General features: G+C 66.8%; 16 protein-coding genes and 1 riboswitch. Of the genes, 15 read left to right on the plus strand and 1 reads right to left on the minus strand.

Annotation, left to right across the window (positions count from 1 at the left end; genetic code table 11):
• The 9 genes from fabK to Q0H23_RS05090 all read left to right on the plus strand — a co-directional run bounded on the left by fabK (position 1) and on the right by Q0H23_RS05090 (position 9,508).
• Positions 1 to 945 (plus strand): enoyl-[acyl-carrier-protein] reductase FabK, encoded by a 945-nt coding sequence (gene fabK / locus Q0H23_RS05050; protein WP_293836318.1) that lies wholly within the window; start codon positions 1 to 3, stop codon positions 943 to 945.
• On the plus strand, positions 933 to 1,898 hold the full coding sequence (locus Q0H23_RS05055) for an ACP S-malonyltransferase (protein WP_293836320.1): 966 nt from the start codon (positions 933 to 935) through the stop codon (positions 1,896 to 1,898). The genes fabK and Q0H23_RS05055 overlap by 13 nt, the downstream gene beginning before the upstream one ends.
• Positions 1,885 to 2,658, plus strand: a complete 774-nt coding sequence (fabG, locus tag Q0H23_RS05060) for a 3-oxoacyl-[acyl-carrier-protein] reductase (RefSeq protein ID WP_293836322.1) — start codon at positions 1,885 to 1,887, stop codon at positions 2,656 to 2,658. The genes Q0H23_RS05055 and fabG overlap by 14 nt, the downstream gene beginning before the upstream one ends.
• 39 nt (positions 2,659 to 2,697) lie before the next feature.
• Complete coding sequence (gene fabF / locus Q0H23_RS05065; protein WP_293836324.1) at positions 2,698 to 3,945, plus strand: beta-ketoacyl-ACP synthase II; 1,248 nt, start codon at positions 2,698 to 2,700, stop codon at positions 3,943 to 3,945.
• 2 nt (positions 3,946 to 3,947) lie between these two features.
• The gene (accB, locus tag Q0H23_RS05070; RefSeq protein WP_293836327.1) at positions 3,948 to 4,442 is read left to right on the plus strand and encodes an acetyl-CoA carboxylase biotin carboxyl carrier protein; all 495 of its coding nucleotides are present in this window, start codon (positions 3,948 to 3,950) and stop codon (positions 4,440 to 4,442) included.
• A gap of 9 nt (positions 4,443 to 4,451) precedes the next feature.
• Positions 4,452 to 4,874, plus strand: a complete 423-nt coding sequence (gene fabZ / locus Q0H23_RS05075; protein WP_293836329.1) for a 3-hydroxyacyl-ACP dehydratase FabZ — start codon at positions 4,452 to 4,454, stop codon at positions 4,872 to 4,874.
• 11 nt (positions 4,875 to 4,885) lie between these two features.
• Positions 4,886 to 6,229 (plus strand): acetyl-CoA carboxylase biotin carboxylase subunit, encoded by a 1,344-nt coding sequence (locus tag Q0H23_RS05080; protein WP_293836331.1) that lies wholly within the window; start codon positions 4,886 to 4,888, stop codon positions 6,227 to 6,229.
• Entirely contained in the window at positions 6,216 to 7,943 is a 1,728-nt protein-coding gene (gene accD / locus Q0H23_RS05085; protein WP_293836333.1) for an acetyl-CoA carboxylase, carboxyltransferase subunit beta, read from the plus strand. Before Q0H23_RS05080 ends, accD begins: the two co-directional genes overlap by 14 nt.
• Positions 7,944 to 8,152: 209 nt before the next feature.
• Positions 8,153 to 9,508 carry a M18 family aminopeptidase gene (locus Q0H23_RS05090; protein ID WP_293814678.1) on the plus strand — a complete coding sequence of 452 codons (1,356 nt, stop codon included), beginning with the start codon at positions 8,153 to 8,155 and terminating at the stop codon, positions 9,506 to 9,508.
• Between the two features lie 184 nt (positions 9,509 to 9,692).
• On the opposite strand, the gene Q0H23_RS05095 is transcribed toward Q0H23_RS05090, so the two are convergent.
• Positions 9,693 to 10,772 (minus strand): ATP-dependent 6-phosphofructokinase, encoded by a 1,080-nt coding sequence (locus tag Q0H23_RS05095; RefSeq protein WP_293814677.1) that lies wholly within the window; start codon positions 10,770 to 10,772, stop codon positions 9,693 to 9,695.
• 308 nt (positions 10,773 to 11,080) lie between these two features.
• A riboswitch (TPP riboswitch) is annotated at positions 11,081 to 11,177 on the plus strand.
• 181 nt (positions 11,178 to 11,358) lie between these two features.
• Between Q0H23_RS05095 and Q0H23_RS05100 the strand changes: the two genes are divergently transcribed.
• From Q0H23_RS05100 to uvrA, 6 genes are all read left to right on the plus strand, one after another.
• A complete protein-coding gene (locus tag Q0H23_RS05100) occupies positions 11,359 to 11,997 on the plus strand; it encodes a YkoF family thiamine/hydroxymethylpyrimidine-binding protein (RefSeq protein WP_293814676.1) in 639 nt (212 codons plus the stop codon).
• Positions 11,998 to 12,130: 133 nt separating this feature from the next.
• Positions 12,131 to 12,733: an ECF transporter S component gene (locus Q0H23_RS05105; RefSeq protein ID WP_293814675.1), complete on the plus strand. Its 603-nt coding sequence runs from the start codon at positions 12,131 to 12,133 to the stop codon at positions 12,731 to 12,733.
• Complete coding sequence (locus Q0H23_RS05110) at positions 12,726 to 14,309, plus strand: ABC transporter ATP-binding protein (RefSeq protein WP_293836335.1); 1,584 nt, start codon at positions 12,726 to 12,728, stop codon at positions 14,307 to 14,309. The genes Q0H23_RS05105 and Q0H23_RS05110 overlap by 8 nt, the downstream gene beginning before the upstream one ends.
• Positions 14,306 to 15,028: an energy-coupling factor transporter transmembrane component T gene (locus tag Q0H23_RS05115; RefSeq protein WP_293814673.1), complete on the plus strand. Its 723-nt coding sequence runs from the start codon at positions 14,306 to 14,308 to the stop codon at positions 15,026 to 15,028. Before Q0H23_RS05110 ends, Q0H23_RS05115 begins: the two co-directional genes overlap by 4 nt.
• Positions 15,029 to 15,145: 117 nt before the next feature.
• Positions 15,146 to 16,927, plus strand: a complete 1,782-nt coding sequence (locus Q0H23_RS05120) for a radical SAM protein (protein WP_293836337.1) — start codon at positions 15,146 to 15,148, stop codon at positions 16,925 to 16,927.
• 257 nt (positions 16,928 to 17,184) lie between these two features.
• Positions 17,185 to 20,121, plus strand: a complete 2,937-nt coding sequence (uvrA, locus tag Q0H23_RS05125; protein ID WP_293836339.1) for an excinuclease ABC subunit UvrA — start codon at positions 17,185 to 17,187, stop codon at positions 20,119 to 20,121.
• Positions 20,122 to 20,242: the final 121 nt, after the last annotated feature.

Below are 20,242 nucleotides of genomic sequence, written 5' to 3' on the forward strand. Positions count from 1 at the left end.
ATGCTGAAAACTCCTCTCTGCGACGTCCTGGGCATCGAGAAGCCCGTCTTCCAGGGCGGCATGGCCTGGATCGCCGACGCATCCCTCGCCGCCGCCGTCTCCGAGGCGGGCGGTCTCGGCATCATCGCCGCCATGAACGCGGACGCCGAGTGGCTTCGCGAGCAGATTCATGAGCTGCGCCGCCTCACGGACAAGCCGTTTGGCGTGAACGTCATGCTCATGAGCCCCTTTGCGGACGAGGTCGCCCAGGTCGTCATCGACGAGAAGGTTCCGGTGGTCGTCACCGGCGCCGGCGATCCGCGCAGGTTCATGAAGGGCTGGCTCGCTGCCGGCATCAAGGTCATTCCGGTCGTCGCCTCGGTGGCGCTCGCCAAGCTCGTCGCCCGTGCCGGCGCGACCGCCGTCGTGGCGGAGGGCACGGAGTCCGGCGGCCACATTGGCGAGCTCACCACGATGGTCCTCGTTCCGCAGGTGGTCGACGCCGTTGACGTTCCCGTCGTCGCGGCGGGCGGCATCGCCGATGGCCGCGGCGTCGCAGCCGCCCTCATGCTGGGCGCCCAGGGCGTCCAGGTGGGCACGCGCTTCCTCGTGGCGGACGAATGCACCGTCTCCGAGGAGTACAAGGAGCTCGTGCTCAAGGCGAAGGACATCTCCACCCGTGCCACGGGCCGCACGACGGGCCATCCGGTTCGTGCGCTCAAGACGCAGTTCAGCACCGCGTATGCGAGGCTCGAGGCGGAGGGCGCGAGCCCGGAGAAGCTGGCGGAGTTCGGTACGGGCGCGCTCCGCCGTGCCGCCAAGGACGGCGACGTCAAGAACGGCTCGTTCCTCTGTGGCCAGATTGCGGGCATGGTGTGCGAGCGCCAGAGCGCGCGAGAGATCGTCGATGACCTGGTCGAGGGCGCGCAGGAGGTTCTCTCGGGGGCGGGCCGATGGGTAAGGTAGCCTTCCTCTTCGCGGGCCAGGGCTCCCAGCGCTCGGGTATGGGCGCGGGCATTGCCAGCGTCTCTCCCGCGGCGCGAGCCGTGTTCGAGGCCGCCGACGCCGTGCGCCCCGGGACTTCCGCCCAGTGCTTCGAGGGCACGACGGAGGAGCTGTCGCAGACTGCGAACACGCAGCCCTGCGTCTTCTCCGTGGACCTCGCCTGCGCCCGCGCCCTTCTCGAGCGCGGTGTTCGCCCTGATGTCGTGGCGGGATTCTCCCTCGGCGAGGTGGCGGCGCTGACCTTTGCCGGTGCGTTTGACGACGAGGAGGGCTTTGCCCTCGTGTGCCGCCGTGCCGAGCTCATGGCAGAGGCGGCCACGGCCCATCCCGGTGCCATGCGCGCCGTGCTCAAGCTCGACGCCGCCACGGTGGAGGAGCTCGCCTCCCAGGCTGGGGCGGACACGGACGGTGCCTGCTGGCCCGTGAACTACAACAGCCCGCTTCAGACCGCGGTCGCGGGCTCGCCCGCTGCCTGCGAGAGGCTCGACGAGCTCGTGCGCGAGGCTGGTGGCCGTGCGGTGAGGGTTGCCGTCTCGGGTGCCTTCCACAGTCCGTATATGGCCGAGGCGGCCGAGGGACTGGCCGCGTATCTCGAGACGCACGAGCCCGCGGGGACGCAGGTGCCCGTTGTCGCCAATCGCTCCGCCCGCCCGTATCCCTTTGGTGCGAGCGAGGCCGCGGCGCTTCTGTCCGAGCAGGTGAAGAGCCCGGTGCGTTGGGTCGAGACCCTGCGCTGGATGGCGGACGCCGGCGTGGACACCTTCGTGGAGGTTGGTCCCGGTAAGACCCTCCAGGGGCTCGTCAAGCGGACGCTCGAAGGCGTCTCGGTCTTTGGCGTGGAGACGTCCGAGCAGCTCGAGGTGGTTGCCGCCACGCTTCGCGGAGGAAAGGACTCAAGCGATGAACAACGGTAGGGAAGGGGCGCTCGTGCGCGAGGGGTCGAGGCGCGTCGCCCTCGTAACGGGTGCGTCACGCGGCATCGGTCGCGCCATTGCCTGCGGGCTTGCCGCCGACGGCTTTGACGTCGCGCTCGTCTATGCGGGAAACGCCGAAGCCGCGGCGGAGGCCGTCGTCGAGTGCGAGGCGGCGGGTGCCACGGCGCGCGCCTATCGCTGCGACGTGGCCAACGCCGACGAGGTCAAGGCGACGGTCGACGCGGTCCTTGCGGACTTTGGGTCCGTCTGGGCGCTCGTCAACAACGCGGGCATCACACGCGACACGCTGCTTGCGCGCATGAAGGACGATGACTTCGCGAGCGTGATCGGCGTGAACCTCACCGGCGCCTTCAACATGACGCGTGCCCTCACGCGTGCTTTCATGCGCCAGCGCGGGGGTCGCATCGTGAACATGTCGTCGCTCGTGGGCCTTATGGGAAACGCGGGACAGGCGAACTATGCCGCGTCGAAGGCGGGCCTCATCGGCCTTACGAAGTCCGTGGCGCGAGAGCTCGCCGCCCGCGGCGTGACCGTCAACGCGGTGGCGCCCGGATTCGTGCGCACGGACATGACCGCGGCGCTGCCCGAGCAGGTCGTCGAGCGATACGAGAGCCAGATTCCCCTGGGCAGGCTGGCAGATCCGGACGAGGTCGCGGGCGTGGTCCGTTTCCTGGTCAGTGACGCCGCGGCATACGTGACGGGCGAGGTCATTCGCGTAGACGGCGGAATGGCGATGTAGAGAGGGGCCGGGGTGCCTCGGTCTGGTTTGGAGAAGACGATGGAACATAGGGTGGCGATCACCGGCATTGGCGCGGTCACGCCTCTGGGCAACACGACCACCGAGACCTGGGAGGCCATGTGCGCGGGGCGTTGCGGCATCGGCCCCATAACCCGCATCGACACGGAGGGCCTCTCGGTGGGCGTTGCGGCGGAGGTCAAGGGTTTTGACGGCGAGGCATACTTCGGGCGTCGCGAGGCGAAGCACCTCGACCGTTGCGTGCAGTTCGCGATGGCTGCCGCCGACGAGGCGATGACGGACGCCGGGCTCGATGCCGAGGGAGCCGTCGACCACGAGCGCCTGGGCGCCTACATCGGTTCGGGCATCGGCGGCGTGGAGACCTACACCGAGCAGGTGCACCTCATGGGGGAGAAGGGCCCGCGCCGTGCCTCCCCCTACCTGGTCGCGATGATGATCCCGAACATGGCCGCGGGCAACGTTGCCATCCGCCACAACGCCCAGGGGCCGACCCTGCCCGTGGTGACCGCGTGCGCCACCTCAGCCCATGCGGTGGGCGAGGCGTTCCGCGCGATTAAGCACGGTTATGCGGATGCCATCCTCGCGGGTGGCGCAGAGGCACCCATCATCCGCGAGGTAGTCGCGGGGTTTACTGCGTGCCGTGCGCTCAGCACCAACCCGGATCCCGCGACGGCATGCCGCCCCTTCGACGCCGAGCGCGACGGCTTCGTCATGGGCGAGGGCGGGTGCGTGCTTGCCCTCGAGCAGTGGGAGCACGCCGTCGCTCGTGGGGCGCGCATATACGCCGAGGTTGTTGGCTACGGTAATACCGATGACGCCCACCACATCACAAGCCCGGACCCTGAGGCCGCGGGTATCGCTCGCGCCATTAGCCAGGCTGTGACGGAGGGCGGCGTGAACCCCGGGGAAGGGCTCTACATCAACGCCCACGGCACCTCGACGAAGCTCAACGACGCGTCTGAGACGCTCGGCTTCAAGCGCGCGCTGGGTGAGGACGCTGCCCGTGCCGCCCACGTGAGCTCCACCAAGTCGATGACCGGCCACATGCTCGGCGCGACTGGCGCCGTCGAGATCATGGCGTGCGCCCTCGCCCTGCGCGACGGCATCGTGCCGCCCACCATCAACTACGCGACGCCTGACCCCGCCTGCGACCTGGATTACACGCCCAACGAGGCCCGTGCCTGCGATCTTGGGTGGGCGCTCTCGACGAACCTCGGCTTTGGCGGTCACAACGCGTGCGTCGCCCTGCGAGCCGTCAAGGAGGCATAGGCATGGATTCCAACAAGATTGCCGAGATAGCGGACGTGATGGAGAGCCGCGGCCTCACCCGCGTGCGCGTCGAGGAGCCGGACGGCTCCGCCTTCGAGCTCGAGCGCGCCGTCCGCGAGGCGGCTCCCGCGGTCGTGATGCCGCAGGTCGTCGCCGGCACGGCCGTCGCCGCGCCGCTGGCCGTGCCGGCCGCGGGGGCTGCCGCGGTCGAGGCCGATGTCGCGGCGCCGGCGGCACCCGATCCTGCGGAGGCAGAACCCGCGGGCGTGGAGGTCACGTCTCCGATGGTGGGCGTCTACTACGCCTCCCCGGCACCGGATGCCGAGCCCTTCGTGCGCGTGGGCTCGAAGGTCCGCAAGGGCGAGACGCTCTGCATCATCGAGGCGATGAAGGTCATGAACGAGGTCGCCGCCACGGCGGACGGCGAGATCCTCTCCATCGAGGCCGCCGACGGCGATTTGGTCGAGTACGGCAGTTGCCTCATGAGGATCGGTTAGGGGTCAGACATGAACAGGGAAGAGATCAAGCGCGTCCTGCCGCATCGCGAGCCGATGCTCTTGCTCGATGATGCCGAGCTCGTGGGTGACGAGGCCCGCGGGCGCATCACCATCACCGGGGAGGAGTTCTTCCTCCAGGGGCACTTTCCCGGCAACCCCGTGGTGCCGGGCGTGATCCAGTGCGAGATGCTCGCCCAGAACTGCTGCGTGCTCTTCTCCGAGGAGCTTGCCCAGGGTGGCACACCGCTCTACACGAGCCTCGACAAGGTGCGCTTCAAGCGCCCGGTCCGCCCGGGCGACACCATCGAGCTCAACTGCAGGCTCACCCGCGCGCGCGGTCCCTTCCGCTTCTGCGAGGGAACCGCGACCGTGGATGGCGAGGTCTGCTGTAAGGCGTCCATGTCGTTCGCGCTCGTGGACGAAGTCCGGTAGGGGATGGGTCGATGTTCGACAAGATTCTGGTCGCGAACAGGGGCGAGATCGCCGTTCGCGTGATCCGCGCCTGCCGCGACATGGGCGTGCGGACCGTCGCCGTCTACTCGCCCGCGGACGCCGAGGCCCTGCACGTGCGTCTCGCCGATGAGGCCTACTGCATCGGCGGTTCGCGTCTCGCGGAGAGCTACCTCAACGAGGACGCGGTCCTGACCACCGCCGTGAAGTCTGGCGCCAAGGCGATTCATCCCGGCTACGGGTTCTTCTCGGAGAACGCGGGCTTCGTGCGCGAGTGCGAGAAGTGCGGCCTTGCGTTCGTGGGCCCTTCCGCCGAGGTCATCGACCGCATGGGTGACAAGGACGCCGCCCGCCGCACCGCGAAGGCCGCGGGCGTGCCCGTGGTTCCCGGATGCGACCTGCTGAAGTCCCCCGAGGAGGCGGAGCACGAGGCGCGCCGCATCGGGTGCCCCGTGCTCATCAAGGCCCGCTCGGGTGGTGGTGGCCGCGGCATCCGCAAGGTCGAGCGTGCTGAGGACGCCGGGCGAGCCTTCAGCGAGGCCCGCGCAGAGGCCGAGGCCGCCTTCGGTGACGGCGAGTGCTACATGGAGAAGTTCGTCTCGCCCGCGCACCACGTCGAGGTCCAGATCATGGCCGACAAGTTTGGCAACGTCTTCTCCCTCGGCGAGCGCGAGTGCTCCGTGCAGCGCCGCAACCAGAAGCTCGTCGAGGAGAGCCCGGCGCCCTGTCTCGAGGGCCGCCCTGACGTGCGCGAGCGCATGCATCGCGCCGCGCGCGACCTCGCCCGTGCCGTGGGTTACGAGGGTGCCGGTACCGTCGAGTTCCTCTACTCGGACGATGGCAGCTTCTACTTCATGGAGATGAACACGCGCCTGCAGGTCGAGCATCCCGTTACCGAGTTCGTCACTGACGTTGACCTCGTCAAATGGCAGCTGCGCGTGGCGGCGGGCCAGGCTCTGCCCTTCGAGCGCGAGGACCTTCCGGTGACCGGCCATGCCATGGAGTGCCGCATCAACGCCGAGACGCCCGACTACCTGCCCTCGTGCGGCACCGTCACGATGCTGCACGTTCCTGGCGGGCCAAAGGTGCGCTTCGACTCGGCGCTCTTCCCCGGCGCCGTCGTGCCGCCCTACTACGACTCGATGCTCGCGAAGGCCATCGTCTGCGCGTCCACGCGCGACGGTGCCATTCGCAAGATGCGCTCTGCCCTGGGCGAGCTCGTGATCGAGGGCGTCGATGAGAATAGCGAGCTCCATCTGCGGATTCTCGCCAATGAGGAGTTCCTCTCCGGCAATTACCACACGAACCTGATGGAGGGCATCAATGCTGCGCAATAGAATCGGCCATGCCCTGAACGCGCTCGAGGGGCCCATGACCGAGGTCTGCGCCGAGTTCCCCGCGCGCCACGTGCTCGTTAAGTGCCCTGGTTGTCGCCGTGCTATTGACGAGGGGACGCTCCGCGAGAACCTCGAGGTGTGCCCACGTTGCGGCAAGCACCTGCGTCTGTCTGGCCGGGCTCGCATGCGCGCGACCGTCGACGCGGGGAGCTTTGAGGAGTGGGACGCCGGCCTTCGGGCGACGGACTTCCTGGAGTTTCCGGGATACGCCGAGAAGCTCGAGGCGGCGCGCGCGGCGTCGCGCGAGAACGATGCCGTCATCTGCGGGCGTGGCACCATAGGCGGGCATGCCTGCGCGCTGTTCTTCATGAACGCCGATTTCATGATGGGGTCGATGGGGTCGGTCGTTGGCGAGAAGATCTGCCGTGCGTTCGAGAAGGCCTGCGAGCTGCGACTTCCCGTCGTTGGCTTCACCGTTTCCGGTGGGGCTCGCATGCAGGAGGGCGTTACGTCGCTCATGCAGATGGCGAAGGTGTCGGCCGCCGTGCGTCGTCACTCCGAGGCGGGGCTTCTCTACGTGTGCGTCCTGACGGACCCAACAACGGGTGGCGTCACGGCGAGCTTCGCCATGGAGGGCGACGTTACGCTCGCCGAGCCGGGCGCGCTCGCGGCTTTCGCTGGCCCGCGCGTGATCGAGCAGACCGCCAGGAAGAAGCTCCCCGCTGGTTTCCAACGGTCTGAGTTCCTCCTCGAGCACGGCTTTTGCGACGCCATCGTCGAGCGCGGAAGTATGGTCGCCACGCTCGCAGAGCTGCTGGCCCTTCATGAGGGGGAGGCTCCCGCGGGGGACTCGCCCCACTCGCACGCTGGTGGCGCGCCAAGCCGCCTGGCCAAGCGCGTGGGCAAGGCGAAGAGGGGAGCGGTGTCGAAGAGCGCGTATGACGTCGTCAAGCTCACTCGCTCGGCGGACCGGGTGACCGCAACGGAAATCATCGAGTCTGGCCTCGACGGGTTTGTCGAGCTCCATGGAGACCGCCTCTTTGGCGATGACGCCGCGGTGGTCGGGGGCATTGGCTGGAAGGATGGCCGCGCGATTACCGTCATTGCCATCGAACGAGGCACGACGACCAAGGAGCGCGTGCGTCGCAATTTTGGCATGCCTCATCCAGAGGGGTATCGAAAGGCGCTTCGCCTCATGCGGCAAGCCCAGAAGTTTGGCCGTCCAGTGCTGTGCCTCGTCGATACCTCGGGCGCCTACTGTGGCATTGGCGCCGAGGAGCGTGGCCAGGGCGAGGCCATCGCTCGGAACCTCGTTGAGATGAGCGGGCTTAAGGTGCCCGTCGTGAGCGTGATCACGGGCGAGGGCGGTAGCGGTGGAGCGCTCGCGCTGGGCGTTGCCGACAAGTTGCTCATGCTCAAGAGCTCGGCTTTCTCGGTCGTGAGCCCCGAGGCCTGCGCCTCCATCCTCTGGAAGGACCCGAAGCGCGCCGAGGATGCGGCCGCGGCGCTTTGCCTCACGGCACCAGAGCTGCGGGAACTTGGGCTTGTCGACGGCGTCGTCGCCGATGCCGGTCTTACCAAGGCGGAGCTCGCCCGTGACATCGTGCGCGAGGCGCAGGCGACGTTCGACGAGCTTGCGGGTCTGGACGCCGAGGAGCTTGTCGAGAGGCGCTATGCCAAGTACCGCGCGATTGGCGCGAACCGTCTGGATTAGGAAACGGTGGAGGATGGTGCGGGCGGATTGTGTCTTTCGTTTGCGCGCGGTGACGGCACCCCCGCATGCGCAGCCGGGCTGCATCCGGGCGTGGGTCACGACGCGCGCCGGGACCCGGCCGGTATCCTCGCATGCGCAGACGGGCTGCATTCCCTGTTCGCATGCGGGTGATAGACTGAACGGGCAACCAAACGTCAGAAGGGAATCGCATGGGCGTCACCACCAAGACTTCCGCGGCGGAAATCGCCGCTGCTGAGGAGCTCGTCAGCTTCATTCAGAAGAGCCCGAGCATGTTCCATTCCGTTAAGACCATCCGCTCCTACCTCGACGAGGCCGGCTTCACGTACCTCCCCGAGGCTGGCGCGTGGGATGTCCGCGCGGGCGGCAGCTACTACACGTGCCGCAACAACTCGACCGTCATCGCCTGGAAGGTGGGCGAGCGCGTTGCCGAGGAGGGCTCGAGCTATCACTTCCAGCTCACGGCATCTCACGCGGATTCGCCGGCGTTCAAGCTCAAGAACGTTGCCGAGATGGAAGGCCCCGAGGCCTACCTGCGCCTCGACACCGAGGCTTACGGCGGCATGATCGACTATACCTGGTTCGACAAGCCCCTGTCGCTTGCCGGCCGCGTGCTTGTGCGCGAGGGTTCTCGCATCGAGAGCCGCCTTGTGTCGCTCGACCGTGACGTCGCGATTATCCCGAGCCTTGCCATTCACTTCGATCGCGCCGTGAACGACAAGTTCTCGCCCAACCGCGCGACCGACCTGTGCCCGATCATGTCCGCAGGCGACTGCACCGTGGGCACCGTCGACGCGCTCGTGGCGGAGCATCTTGGGGTCGAGCCCGAGAACATCGTCGCGCGTGACCTGTTCCTCGTGAACCGTCAGCGTGGCTGCGTGTGGGGTGCTGCCAGCGAGTTCGTGTCCTCGCCCAAGCTTGATGACCTTGCCTGCGCGTTCACGTCGCTCAAGGCGTTCCTTGCGAGCGACAACCAGCGTGATGTGAGCGTCTACTGCTGCTTCGACAACGAGGAGGTTGGCTCGAACACGAAGCAGGGCGCCATGTCCACCGTGCTCGCCGATACCCTCGCGCGCGTGAATGCGGCGCTTGGGCACACGGGCGACGAGCTGTGCCAGGCGGTTGCTAAGTCCATGCTCGTGAGCTGCGATAACGCGCATGCCGTTCACCCGAACCAGGCGGGCAAGTGCGACGCCGCCAACCGCTGTCGTCTCAACGGCGGCCTCGTGGTGAAGGAGGCGGCGAACCAGAAGTACTGCACCGACGCCTTCAGCCGTGCCGTGCTCCAGGCAATTTGCGCCGATGCGGGTGTGCCGCTTCAGACGTTTGCCAACCGCAGCGATATGGCGGGCGGCTCTACGCTCGGCAACCTTTCGAACACGCAGGTCAGCGTGCATGCCGTTGATGTGGGCCTGCCGCAGCTGGCCATGCACTCGAGCTACGAGACGGGCGGAGCGCGCGATGTGACCCTCGCCATCGAGGCTCTCACAGCTTTCTATAACGCTGATCTTCTCATCGATGGCGCCGATGCCGTGACGCTGGGGTAACGCCCGGCCATCGCCAGGAAACCAGAGTACCGAGCGGGTATCGCAGGGAAATCTAACGATTTAAGGGGGTGTGGCTACGGCCGCACCCCCTAACGAAAAAGGCGCCGCCCGGCTGGAGAAGCTGGGCGGCGCCTGATTGGTCTAGCTGGGCCTAGTGGCGGGCGATGGATAAACCGTTCGTGTCCTACTCGTCACCGAAGGAAATGCCAAGCATCTTGGCCTCGCGGACGAGCTCGCTGCTGGGGTCGACGTACTTGAGCTTGCCGGCGACCTCCTTGAGCGGGACGCGTGTCATGCGGCCATCGCGCAGGGCAATCATGCAGCCGTACTCGCCTGCGAGGCAGCTCTTTGCGGCTTCGACACCACACTGGGTCGCGAAGATGCGGTCCTGCGCGCTGGGCTCGCCGCCGCGCTGCGTATGGCCAGGTACCGCGACGCGAACCTCGCGATCGGTACGAGCGGCGATTTCCTCGGCGATGTCGTAGGCGACGCTGGGCTTCACGCGCTGGGCGACCAGGCGCTTGTAGTCCTTCTTCTTCATCGCCGCCTCTTCCTTGGTGATGGCGCCCTCGGCCACGACGACGATCGAGAATCGTCCGCCATCGCGTTCGCGCTGCTCAATGGCGTCAATCACGTTGTCCATCTCGTACGGAATCTCGGGAATGAGGATGACGTCGGCACCGCCGGCAATGCCCGCGTAGAGCGGAATCCAGCCAACCTTGTGGCCCATGATCTCGATCACGAAGACGCGACGGTGGCTGTCCGCCGTGGTGTGGATGTCGTCGATGCACTTCGTCGCGATGTCGATGGCGCTGGGGAAGCCGAAGGTCATGTCGGTGCCATAGGTGTCATTGTCGATGGTCTTCGGCAGGGCGATCACGTTGAGGCCCTCTTCGCGAAGGCGGTTGGCGGTCTTCGTGGAGCCGTTGCCGCCCAGCACGAACAGGCAGTCGAGATCGAGCTTGCGATAGTTCTTGACCATCGCGGGGACCTTCTCGACGCCGTCCGCCTCGGGCGTGTCGAGGAGCTTGAAGGGCGTGCGGCTGGTGCCCAGGATCGTGCCGCCCTTGATGAGGATGCCCGAGAAATCAGCCCAGCTCATCTTGCGATAGCGACCGTAGATGAGGCCCTGGTAGCCGTCTTCGAAGCCGTAGATCTCGACCTTTTCCTTCGAGTTCCTGAGCACGGTCTTCACGATGCCACGCATGGTGGCGTTGAGCGCCTGGCAGTCGCCGCCGCTGGTAAGAAGGCCAATCCTGAGCATGGGAGCTCCCTTCTGATCCGCCACGGCGGGGCGCGTCGCGATCCCTGCAGGGCGTGTTTTGGTTCACCGGCACAGTCTTACATAAGTATTCCCCGCCGAACGCGTTCCGGACGCAGACGTAACAGTTTCATGACAGAGCGTGAAAGGGCGCAAAGGCCCCTCAAGCGCTGTCGCGACGAGTGACAGAGCCTCTGAGCAGCTAAGACGTTGGCTACGTCGGGCTATTGGCGCGCTAGCGTGCAATTGCAACGCCTCTTGACAGCATCGTCGGGGTTAGTACAATGCCAAACCGTTGCCGCCACGCGCGGCACAAGTGCTGGGGGTGCTCGCAAGAGCTGAGAGGATTTCCAACCCCTTGAACCTGACCTGGTTAGGACCAGCGTAGGGAAGCTACCCGCCTCGCGCTCGAGGCGTCGTTCTTCTGGCGTGCGACTTTGCCGCACCCGCCGTCTCGTGCGGCGACGTTGCCTTCTTGGCTCGTTTAAGCCTCTCGTTCCTGCTTGCATCCAGATGCGGTCACTATGACCGCGGATGTGGCCCGTGCGGCCGCGGCGCAGCCCGCCTGCGTTACGAACGAGAGGAAGACATGTCTGAAAACTGCTGCGAGGGCTGCAACCGCCCCGACCTGCCTTGGGCTGGCAGGGGTACTGACCTGCCGATTTCCGGCTGCCGCTTCACGCTCTACCCCATGTGCGACAACTTCATCGACATCATTCTCGGCGCCCTCGGGCGCGTCGACACCTCCTGCGTCTGGAGCGAGACTGACGCCCTTTCGACGGTCTACCGCGGCAAGCTTCCCTATGTGATGGACGCGGTCTCCGCGCTGTTCGCCAGCTCCTGGACCGAGGGCGTCCACATGGCCATCGAGGGCCAGGTCTCCAAGGGCTGCCCGGGCGACGTCTCCGGCGACTCGGTGCTCGAGGCTACGGGCGAGGCCCCCAACCACGCCATCGTCGAGGCCGCCACGCAGCCGTGCCTGTGCAAGCTCGCCCTCTATCCCATGGGCGTGGGCGACTACATCGACGACATCGCCGAGGTCTGGCGTCTCGCCGAGAAGCGTGGCCTCAACCCCACCACGATTCACTACGCCACGCGCATCGAGGGCAGCATCAAGGACGTCTTCGCCTACCTGCAGGAGGTCTGCGAGCTCATGGAAGCGAGCGAGAACGTCCACCATTACGTGCTGCACTTCACGATTAACGTCAACAGTCCCACGGTCGAGTAGGACCACGCGGGCTTGGCCAGCGCGCTAGCTGTCGCGCTGAACGACGCGACGGGCGACCCACGTCCGTCCACAAACCGCAAGAACCAGAAAAAGGGACTGTCCCTTTTTCAGGTGACGAGAGGAGAAACAAGGAATGGCTAACGAGAACGGTGCCGCAAAGGGCGGCTGGAAGCTCCAGGAGATCATCTTCGTGGCGATGCTTTGCGTCGTCTTCGGCGTCGTCTACCTCGTGGCGGTCTACGCCGCCGCGGCAATGGTCGCCGCTTTCACCCCGATGGGCATCGGCCCCATGGGCAACGAGATCGTGTTTGGCATCTGGTTCATGGTGTCCACGCTCGCGGCCTACATCATCCAGCGTCCGGGCGTCGCCCTCGTCTCTGAGGTTGTCGCGGCCCTCATCGAGGTCCTTCTCGGCAACATGTATGGCCCGATGGTCATCGTGACCGGCCTCGTCCAGGGTGCCGGCGCCGAGCTCGCCTTCGCCCTCGGCCACTACAAGAGCTTCGAGACCAAGGACATGCTGCTCGCGAGCGCCTTCTGCACCGTCATCAGCTTCGTCTGGAGCTTCATCCGCTCCGGCTATGGCCTCATCGCCGTGCCGGTGCTCGTGCTCTTCTTCGTCGTGAGGCTCGTGAGCTCCATGCTCTTCGCCGGCCTGCTCTCCAAGGCCATCGGTGACGGCCTCGCCAAGACCGGCCTGCTTAAGGGCTACGCCCTGGGTCGCTCGCGTGCCTAGCGCCGAGACGGACATCGCGCTCGAGGCTCGTGGCCTGGGCTTTCGCTACGGCGAGGGCTCGGGCCCGGTCTTCTCCGACCTCTCCCTGACCGTGCGTCGGGGGGAGGTCGTCCTCGTGATGGGGGCCTCCGGGTCGGGCAAGTCGACGCTCGCCTTCTGCCTCGCTGGGCTTTACCCGGCATACGCGGGCGAGCTCGAGGGCGAGGTCCTCGCGGCTGGTCGTCCGGTGGGGGAGATGGGCCCGCGCGAGCGAAGCCGCGAAGTCTCGATACTGTTCCAGAATCCTGACAACCAGTTCTGCATGGATACGGTTGAGCGCGAGGTGCTCTTCGCGCTCGAGAACGTCGCCTGGCCCGGCGACATGCGCGAGCGCTGTCGCGAACTCCTCGCGCTCGTTGGCCTCGAGGGACGCGAGAAGGACCGCATCGGCCAGCTTTCCGGCGGTACCAAGCAGAAGCTCGCGCTATGCACCGCGCTCGCGTGCGGCGCCCGTACACTCGTGCTCGACGAGCCGTTTGCCAACCTCGACCCGGCGTCGTGCGCCTCGGTCGCCGCCGAGCTCCGTCGTCTCAACGAGCGGGAGGGCGTGACGCTCGTGGTGGTCGACCATCGCGCCGGCTGGTGGCTGTCCTTCGCGGATCGCGTCGTGCTCATGCGCGAACACGGCAGCCTTGACGAGGCGAGCTTCCCGGTTGCGGAGTTTGCCGCGCACGAGGCGGAGATGCGTGCCGACGGCCTGTTCGTGAATGACGAATGGGCGAGGGACCTGCGCCCCGCGCTCGTTTCCGAGGATGCCGAGAAGGTCGTCCGCGTTCGTGATCTGTCCGTTGGGTACGGGCGAGGCCGCGCGGCGTTCACCGTGCTCTCGGGTGTTTCGTTCGAGGTAGCTCGTGGTGGCGTGGTTGCTCTCGTGGGCGAGTGCGGAAGTGGCAAGTCCACGCTGCTCCATGCCATCGCGGGCGCGTGCCGCACGTCCGGCGAGCTTGCGGTCGAGGGTTCCGTTGGCCTGGTCTTCCAGAACCCGCGTCTGCAGTTCCTCGCACTCACTGTCGCCGAGGAAGTCATGGTGACGCTGCGTGCCGCCAATCCAGATGTGGCGGAGGAGGAGCTTGCGGCACGCGTACCCGACCTTCTCGCCGAGTTTGGCCTGAAGGGCCTGGGGGAGCGCTCGCCGTATGAGATTAGCCAGGGGCAGCAGCGCCGTCTCGCCATGCTCGCGATGCTAGCGGGGCGCGCCGACGTCCTTCTGCTCGATGAGCCCACGTATGCGCAGGACGAGCGTTCGACGCGAAAGATGCTCGACGTGCTCGAGCGACGCGTTGCCGCTGGCCTCACCGTCGTCGTGGCGACGCACGACCTCGTGCTCGCCCGCGCCATCGCCAACCAGGTGCTGCTCGTGGCTGACGGGCGTGTGCGTCCGCTCGAGGGCGAGGAGCTTGACGCCTACGTCGAGGCTCGTCGTGAGCCCGCGACGACCGCCGCGCCCGCCGATGCCGCCGCGACCGCCGCGCCCGCGACGACCGCCGCGCCCGCCGATGCTATCGCGTCCGCCACTCGAGAGGGGAGCGCCTCATGAGGAGCCTGAACCCCGGAGTCAAGCTTGCCGCGCTCACCGTGGCGTCGCTCATCCTCTCCGTCACGTTCAACACGCGTGTCAACCTCGCGGTTTGTGTCATCGCCCTTGTGGCGACGCTCGCGAGCCCTGGCACGAACCGCCGCGGCGTCGCGGCGGCGCTCGTGCCCTTTGCCCTGACCTCGACGGCGCTCTTCGTGACCGGCCTCATGTATGGCTCGGGCGGAAACGCCTCCGCGGCCATCGAGGCGGATGTGTTTGGCCAGCGAACGCTGTTCGCAAGCGACTGGACCACCGCCGCCCAGCTCGCGAGCCGCGTCATGGCATACGGCGGCCTGGGCCTGTCGTTCGCTTTTACGAGCGATGCTTTCGAGCTAGTTATGAGCCTCATGCAGCAGTTCCGCCTGCCGCCGAAGTTCGCCTACGGCGTACTGGCCGCCTACCACTTCTTTCCCGTGGTCAAGGACGAGTACGCCGAAGTCGGCCTTGCGCTTAAGGCCCGCGGCGTTCACGTGAACCCGCTGTCTCCCAGGCGTGTCGTGCCGATGCTGGCGCACGCCCTCGAGCGCTCGGAGAGCCTCGCTATGGCAATGGAGTCTCGCGGGTTCGAGGACTCTGGCGAACGTCGCTGTGCGTGTGAGGTGCCGCTTCGCGCTCGTGACGTCGCCTTCGCCGTGGGGCTGAACGCGGCAATCGTCGCCGCGCTCGTTCTGGTGCCGTAGGTGGGGTGGGCGTCTGGGTCGCGCGAGCTCCCCACGCCCGTCCGCGCTACGCGCGTCTGCAAGAGCTGACAAAGGGACTGTCCCTTTGTCAGCTTTTCGATTCGAAGGGAGCTTCCCATGCGAGAGACCAAGACCGAGCAGTGGCGCAGGCTCTGCTCGGAGAACCCGGGCATGAGCCCGTTTGTGCTGCTCAAGATCTCGATGGTTTGGCATGGTGCCCGTCTTTCCGCGGCGGCGCTCGCTTGCCTGCAGGAGGATGACTATCGCTTTGCCTCCGCCGAGCCCTTTGACATCGCGTTCGGCGGGAGGCCCGCGCGCCTCGTCATGCCCGGCGGCGTGCTTCTCCGCGACGCCACCTACGTCTACATAAACTGGGGCGAGACGTACGATGACCCCTACGTCATCGACTTTGACGAGCGTGCGGGCGAGTTCGTGCTTCGCGAGCCGGCCACTGGCCCGATCGCGGCGGACGGCGACCCTGCGGGAGACGCACGCGAGGGCATCCTGGACGTCGTGGATTTCGTGCCGCGCCCCGAGCTCTTCGACCACGAGGCGGCGGGCGGCGTTCCCATGGACGAGCTCGCTGACGTTCGCGCTCAGAAGCTGATCCTCACGTCCTATCGTCACTGCGAGTTTTGGGGTCGTGGCGAGCAATGCCGCTTCTGCGCGCTGTTCACGCGCCACGGCATCGACCCCGAGGTCCCTTGCGCCCAGCTTGGCGAGACCGTGCGCTCGGCTCTCAGCGAGCCTGGCCGCTACTCCGAGCTCTACATCTCCGGAGGTACGGACTATGCGGGTGAGCCGCCGTTCGGGCGTGAGCTCGAGCGCTACCTGCGCTGCGTTCGTGCTATGGGGGAAGCGTTCTCCGGGCGCTTCTCGTGCCAGGTCATGGCTCCCGCCTGGCCTCGCGAGCTCGTCAAGCGCCTGCATAACGAGTCGGGTGTCACCTCGTATAGCCCAAACCTCGAGGTCTGGGGTGCGGACCAGTTCGCGCGCCTGTGCCCTGGCAAAAACGCTCACGTAGGGTATGACGAGTGGCTTCGTCGCACGGTCGACGCGGTTGAGGTCTTCGGCGCGGGCAACGTTTACACTCAGGTGGTTGGCGGGGCCGAGCTTGCCGGTGACGGTGCCGTGGCCACGCCCGAGGAGGCGATCGAGCGCAACCTCGAGGCGTGCGAGTGGTTCGCCGAGCGTGGCGTGACCTGCCTGTCCGTCATCTGGCGTCCGCATCGCCGCAGCGTGCTGGGCTGGCGCCCGATGCCTCCCATCGAGTATTACGTGGAGCTTGCGAAGGGCTTCCATGGCGTGCGCGCGAGCCATGGCCTGATTGCGTTTGAGGACGACTACAAGATGTGCGGCAACCACCCCGATGCGGACCTCGAGCGGACCGACGTCTCCGTTTGGAGGGGCGTGGGCCGTGAGGAGGCTTCTCTCGAGATTGCCGCCGCGGGCGAGACGCCCTCGGGTGAGGGCGCGCCACGCGTGAGCGTCCCCAGCGAGGAGGGGGCTCTGTTCTGCGAGGCGTTCTCCGCCTCTGAACTGGGCGTTGCCAAGCTTGCGGGCGAACGCGGCGTTGTCGTGGCGCTTCGCGAGGACCGCAGCGATTTGGGCGCGGGGCTTGCCCACGCGCTTTGGTTCGACGAGCCGGTCGAGCTGTGGCTTCGCGAAGGCATTGCCTGGCGCCATGTGCGAGCTCGCGTCTGGCGCTGTGACGTCGTGGGCCCGGTCTTCTCCGCCGCGCTCGCCCGCGTGCGCGAGGGCTCGCCTTCCGCCGAGGTGGCGAGTGCGTGGGAGCTCCGCGTCGTTGAGCAGGCGCCCGTGGTCTCGGCGCCTGCTGCGCGTGTGCCTTCGCGTGCCCCGAGACCGGAGCTTCACCTCGATAACCCGTTGTTGCACTGATGGACGCGGGGTGCCGGCCCTAGTTGCACTAATGGACGCGGGGCGCCGGCCCGGCTTGCACTGATGAGCACGGGCGCGGGGCGCTGTCCCGGGCTGCGCCGGTGGGCGCGGGGTGGGCTTCGCTAGTAGCCGCAGGTTACTACTCCGAAGCGAACAACGAACGGATGTTCTATGGAGCCGCGATGGCGTTTGGCGCCTCGCGGCTCGTCTCGTTACACTGAAGAGCTATGAGAAGCGGCACAACGGGGGAGTGGTCCATGGCTTCCGATTCCATCGTTATCAGGGGCGCGCGCGAGCATAACCTGCGCGATATCAACGTATCGATCCCGCGAGACAAGCTCGTCGTCATCACGGGTCTCTCGGGCTCCGGCAAGTCGAGCCTCGCCTTCGACACCATCTATGCCGAGGGCCAGCGTCGCTATGTCGAGAGCCTCTCCAGCTATGCGCGTCAGTTCCTCGGCCAGATGGACAAGCCGGACCTCGACTCGATCGACGGCCTCTCCCCGGCCGTCTCCATCGACCAGAAGACCACGTCGAAGAACCCGCGCTCGACCGTGGGCACCGTGACGGAGATCTATGACTACCTTCGCCTGCTCTTCGCGCGCGTGGGCACGCCCCACTGCCCGGAGTGCGGCCGCGTCATCGAGCGTCAGACGACGGACCAGGTGGCGGATAAGATCCTTGCCGCGGGTCAGGGCCGTCGCGCGCTGGTGCTTGCCCCCGTGGTTCTTGGCCGTAAGGGCGAGTACACGAAGCTTCTCGATGACTTGCGCGCGGAGGGCTTCTCGCGCGTTCGCATCGATGGCGAGGTCCGCGAGCTTGACGAGGAGATCAAGCTCGACAAGAAGCTCAAGCACGACATCGAGGTCGTGGTGGACCGCATCGTCATTCGCGAGACGAGCCTCGGCCGCATCGCGGAGGCAGTGGAGACGGCGACGCGCCTCGCCGCTGGCAAGGTGGGCGTCTACATGCTGCCCGACCGCGATGACCCCGAGGGCATTCCCGGCGAGCTCCTCCAGTACTCGCTCGCGCTCGCGTGCCCCATCCACGGTCACTCTATGGATGACCCGCAGCCTCGCGACTTTTCCTTCAACGCCCCCTACGGTGCCTGCCCGGACTGCGACGGCCTCGGCTTCAGGCGCGTGGTGGACGCGGAGTCGCTCATCGAGGACCCCAACCTCTCCGTTTCCGAGGGAGTGTTCGGCAGCTTCTTCGGCAGGTCGAACTACTACCCGCAGGTGCTCGCCGCGGTGTGCCGCCACTTCAAGGCGAGTCCTGACACCCCGTTCAACAAGCTTCCCAAGAAGGTGCGCGATGCCCTTCTCGACGGCCTCGGCTCCACGAAGGTCCGCGTCGACTACCACACGCTTGACGGTCGAGATACCAACTGGTCGACCACCTTCTCGGGCGTGCGCTCCGTCCTGTTCGAGAAGTACACGGAGACGACCAACGAGAAGATGCGCGCCCGCCTGGAGAAGTACATCCATGAGGTACCCTGCCCGACGTGCCACGGCGCGCGCCTCAAGCCGGAGATTCTCGCTGTCACGGTTGGTGACAAGTCAATCTACGACGTCTGCTGCATGAGCTGCCGCGAGTCGCTCGAGTTCTTCCGTGACCTCAAGCTCACGGAGCGCCAGGAGTTCATCGGCGGGCGCATCGTGAAGGAGATCGTCGAGCGCCTGCGCTTCCTGGTGGACGTGGGCCTGGATTACCTCACCCTCTCCCGCGCCTCGGCGACGCTCTCCGGCGGTGAGGCGCAGCGCATCCGCTTGGCCACGCAGATCGGCGCGGGTCTCATGGGTGTGCTCTATATCCTCGACGAGCCCTCCATTGGGCTGCACCAGCGCGATAACGACCGCCTGATCAAGACGCTCGAGCGCCTCCGCGACCAGGGCAACACCGTGATCGTGGTCGAGCATGACGAGGACACGATCCGCGCGGCGGACTACGTGATCGACATGGGTCCCGGCGCGGGCGAGCTGGGCGGCGAGGTCGTCGCCGCGGGTTCTCCCAGGGAGATCTGCGAGTGCAGTGACTCGATCACGGGGGCCTACCTCACGGGTAGGAGACTCATTCGCTTGCCGGAGGAGCGCCGCCGTCCCGGCCGCGGCGAGCTCAAGATCGTCGGTGCGAGCCACAACAACCTCAAGAACGTGACCGTGAGCATTGAGTTTGGAACGCTCACGGTGGTCACGGGAGTCTCAGGTTCGGGCAAGAGCTCGCTCGTGACGGACACCCTCGCCCCCGCGCTCACCAACGCCATCCAGAACTCGCTGCGTCCGGTGGGCGAGTACAAGAAGCTCACGGGCGTCGACCAGATCGACAAGGTCATCGACGTGGACCAGAGCCCGATCGGCCGCACTCCGCGCTCCAACCCGGCCACGTACATCGGCTTGTGGGATGACCTCCGCGCGCTCTTCTCGTCCACGCCGGAGAGCCGCGCCCGCGGCTATAGCCCCGGTCGTTTTTCGTTCAACGTGCCGGGCGGTCGTTGCGAGGCCTGCAAGGGCGATGGCCAGATCAAAATCGAGATGAACTTCCTGCCAGACGTCTACGTTCCGTGTGAGGTCTGCCATGGCGCTCGCTACAACCGCGAGACGCTCGAGGTGAAGTACCACGGCAAGAGCATCTCGGACGTGCTCGACATGAGCGTGACCGAGGCCCTTGCGTTCTTTGGGAACATCCCGCGCATCAAGAAGAAGCTCCAGACGCTCTATGACGTGGGTCTGGGCTACATCCGCCTGGGCCAGCCGGCAACGACGCTCTCCGGCGGCGAGGCGCAGCGCGTGAAGCTCGCCAAGGAGCTCCACCGCCAGCAGACGGGCAAGACCTTCTACATCCTCGACGAGCCCACGACGGGCCTGCACTTCGAGGACGTGCGCCAGCTGCTTGACGTCCTCCAGCGTCTGGTCGACGCGGGCAACACGGTGCTGGTCATCGAGCACAACCTCGACGTCATCAAGGTGGCTGACCGTCTCATCGACATGGGCCCCGAGGGCGGTGACGGCGGCGGCACCGTGGTGTGCACCGGCACGCCCGAGGAGGTCGCGGCCTGTCCGGAGAGCTATACCGGCAAGTTCCTCGCGCCGGTGCTCGAGCGCACGCGCGAGCTGCAGGATGCCCTCGACGCCTCGGGAGAGAGCGAGTGGGTTCCGCGCGTGAGCGCGTTCGGCGCCGCCCCGGCGGAGGAGTAGGCCCGCGGGTGCTGCCGGCTGGCACGCGACTGGCGGCGGCACCCGGCCCGCGAAGGTCAGCGCGCCCGGCGCGCGGGTGCTGCCGGTTGCCATGCGACTGGCGGCACGCGCCCGGCCCGCG

The sequence above is a fragment of the uncultured Parolsenella sp. genome (assembly GCF_934660935.1).
Lineage (GTDB): Bacteria > Actinomycetota > Coriobacteriia > Coriobacteriales > Atopobiaceae > Parolsenella.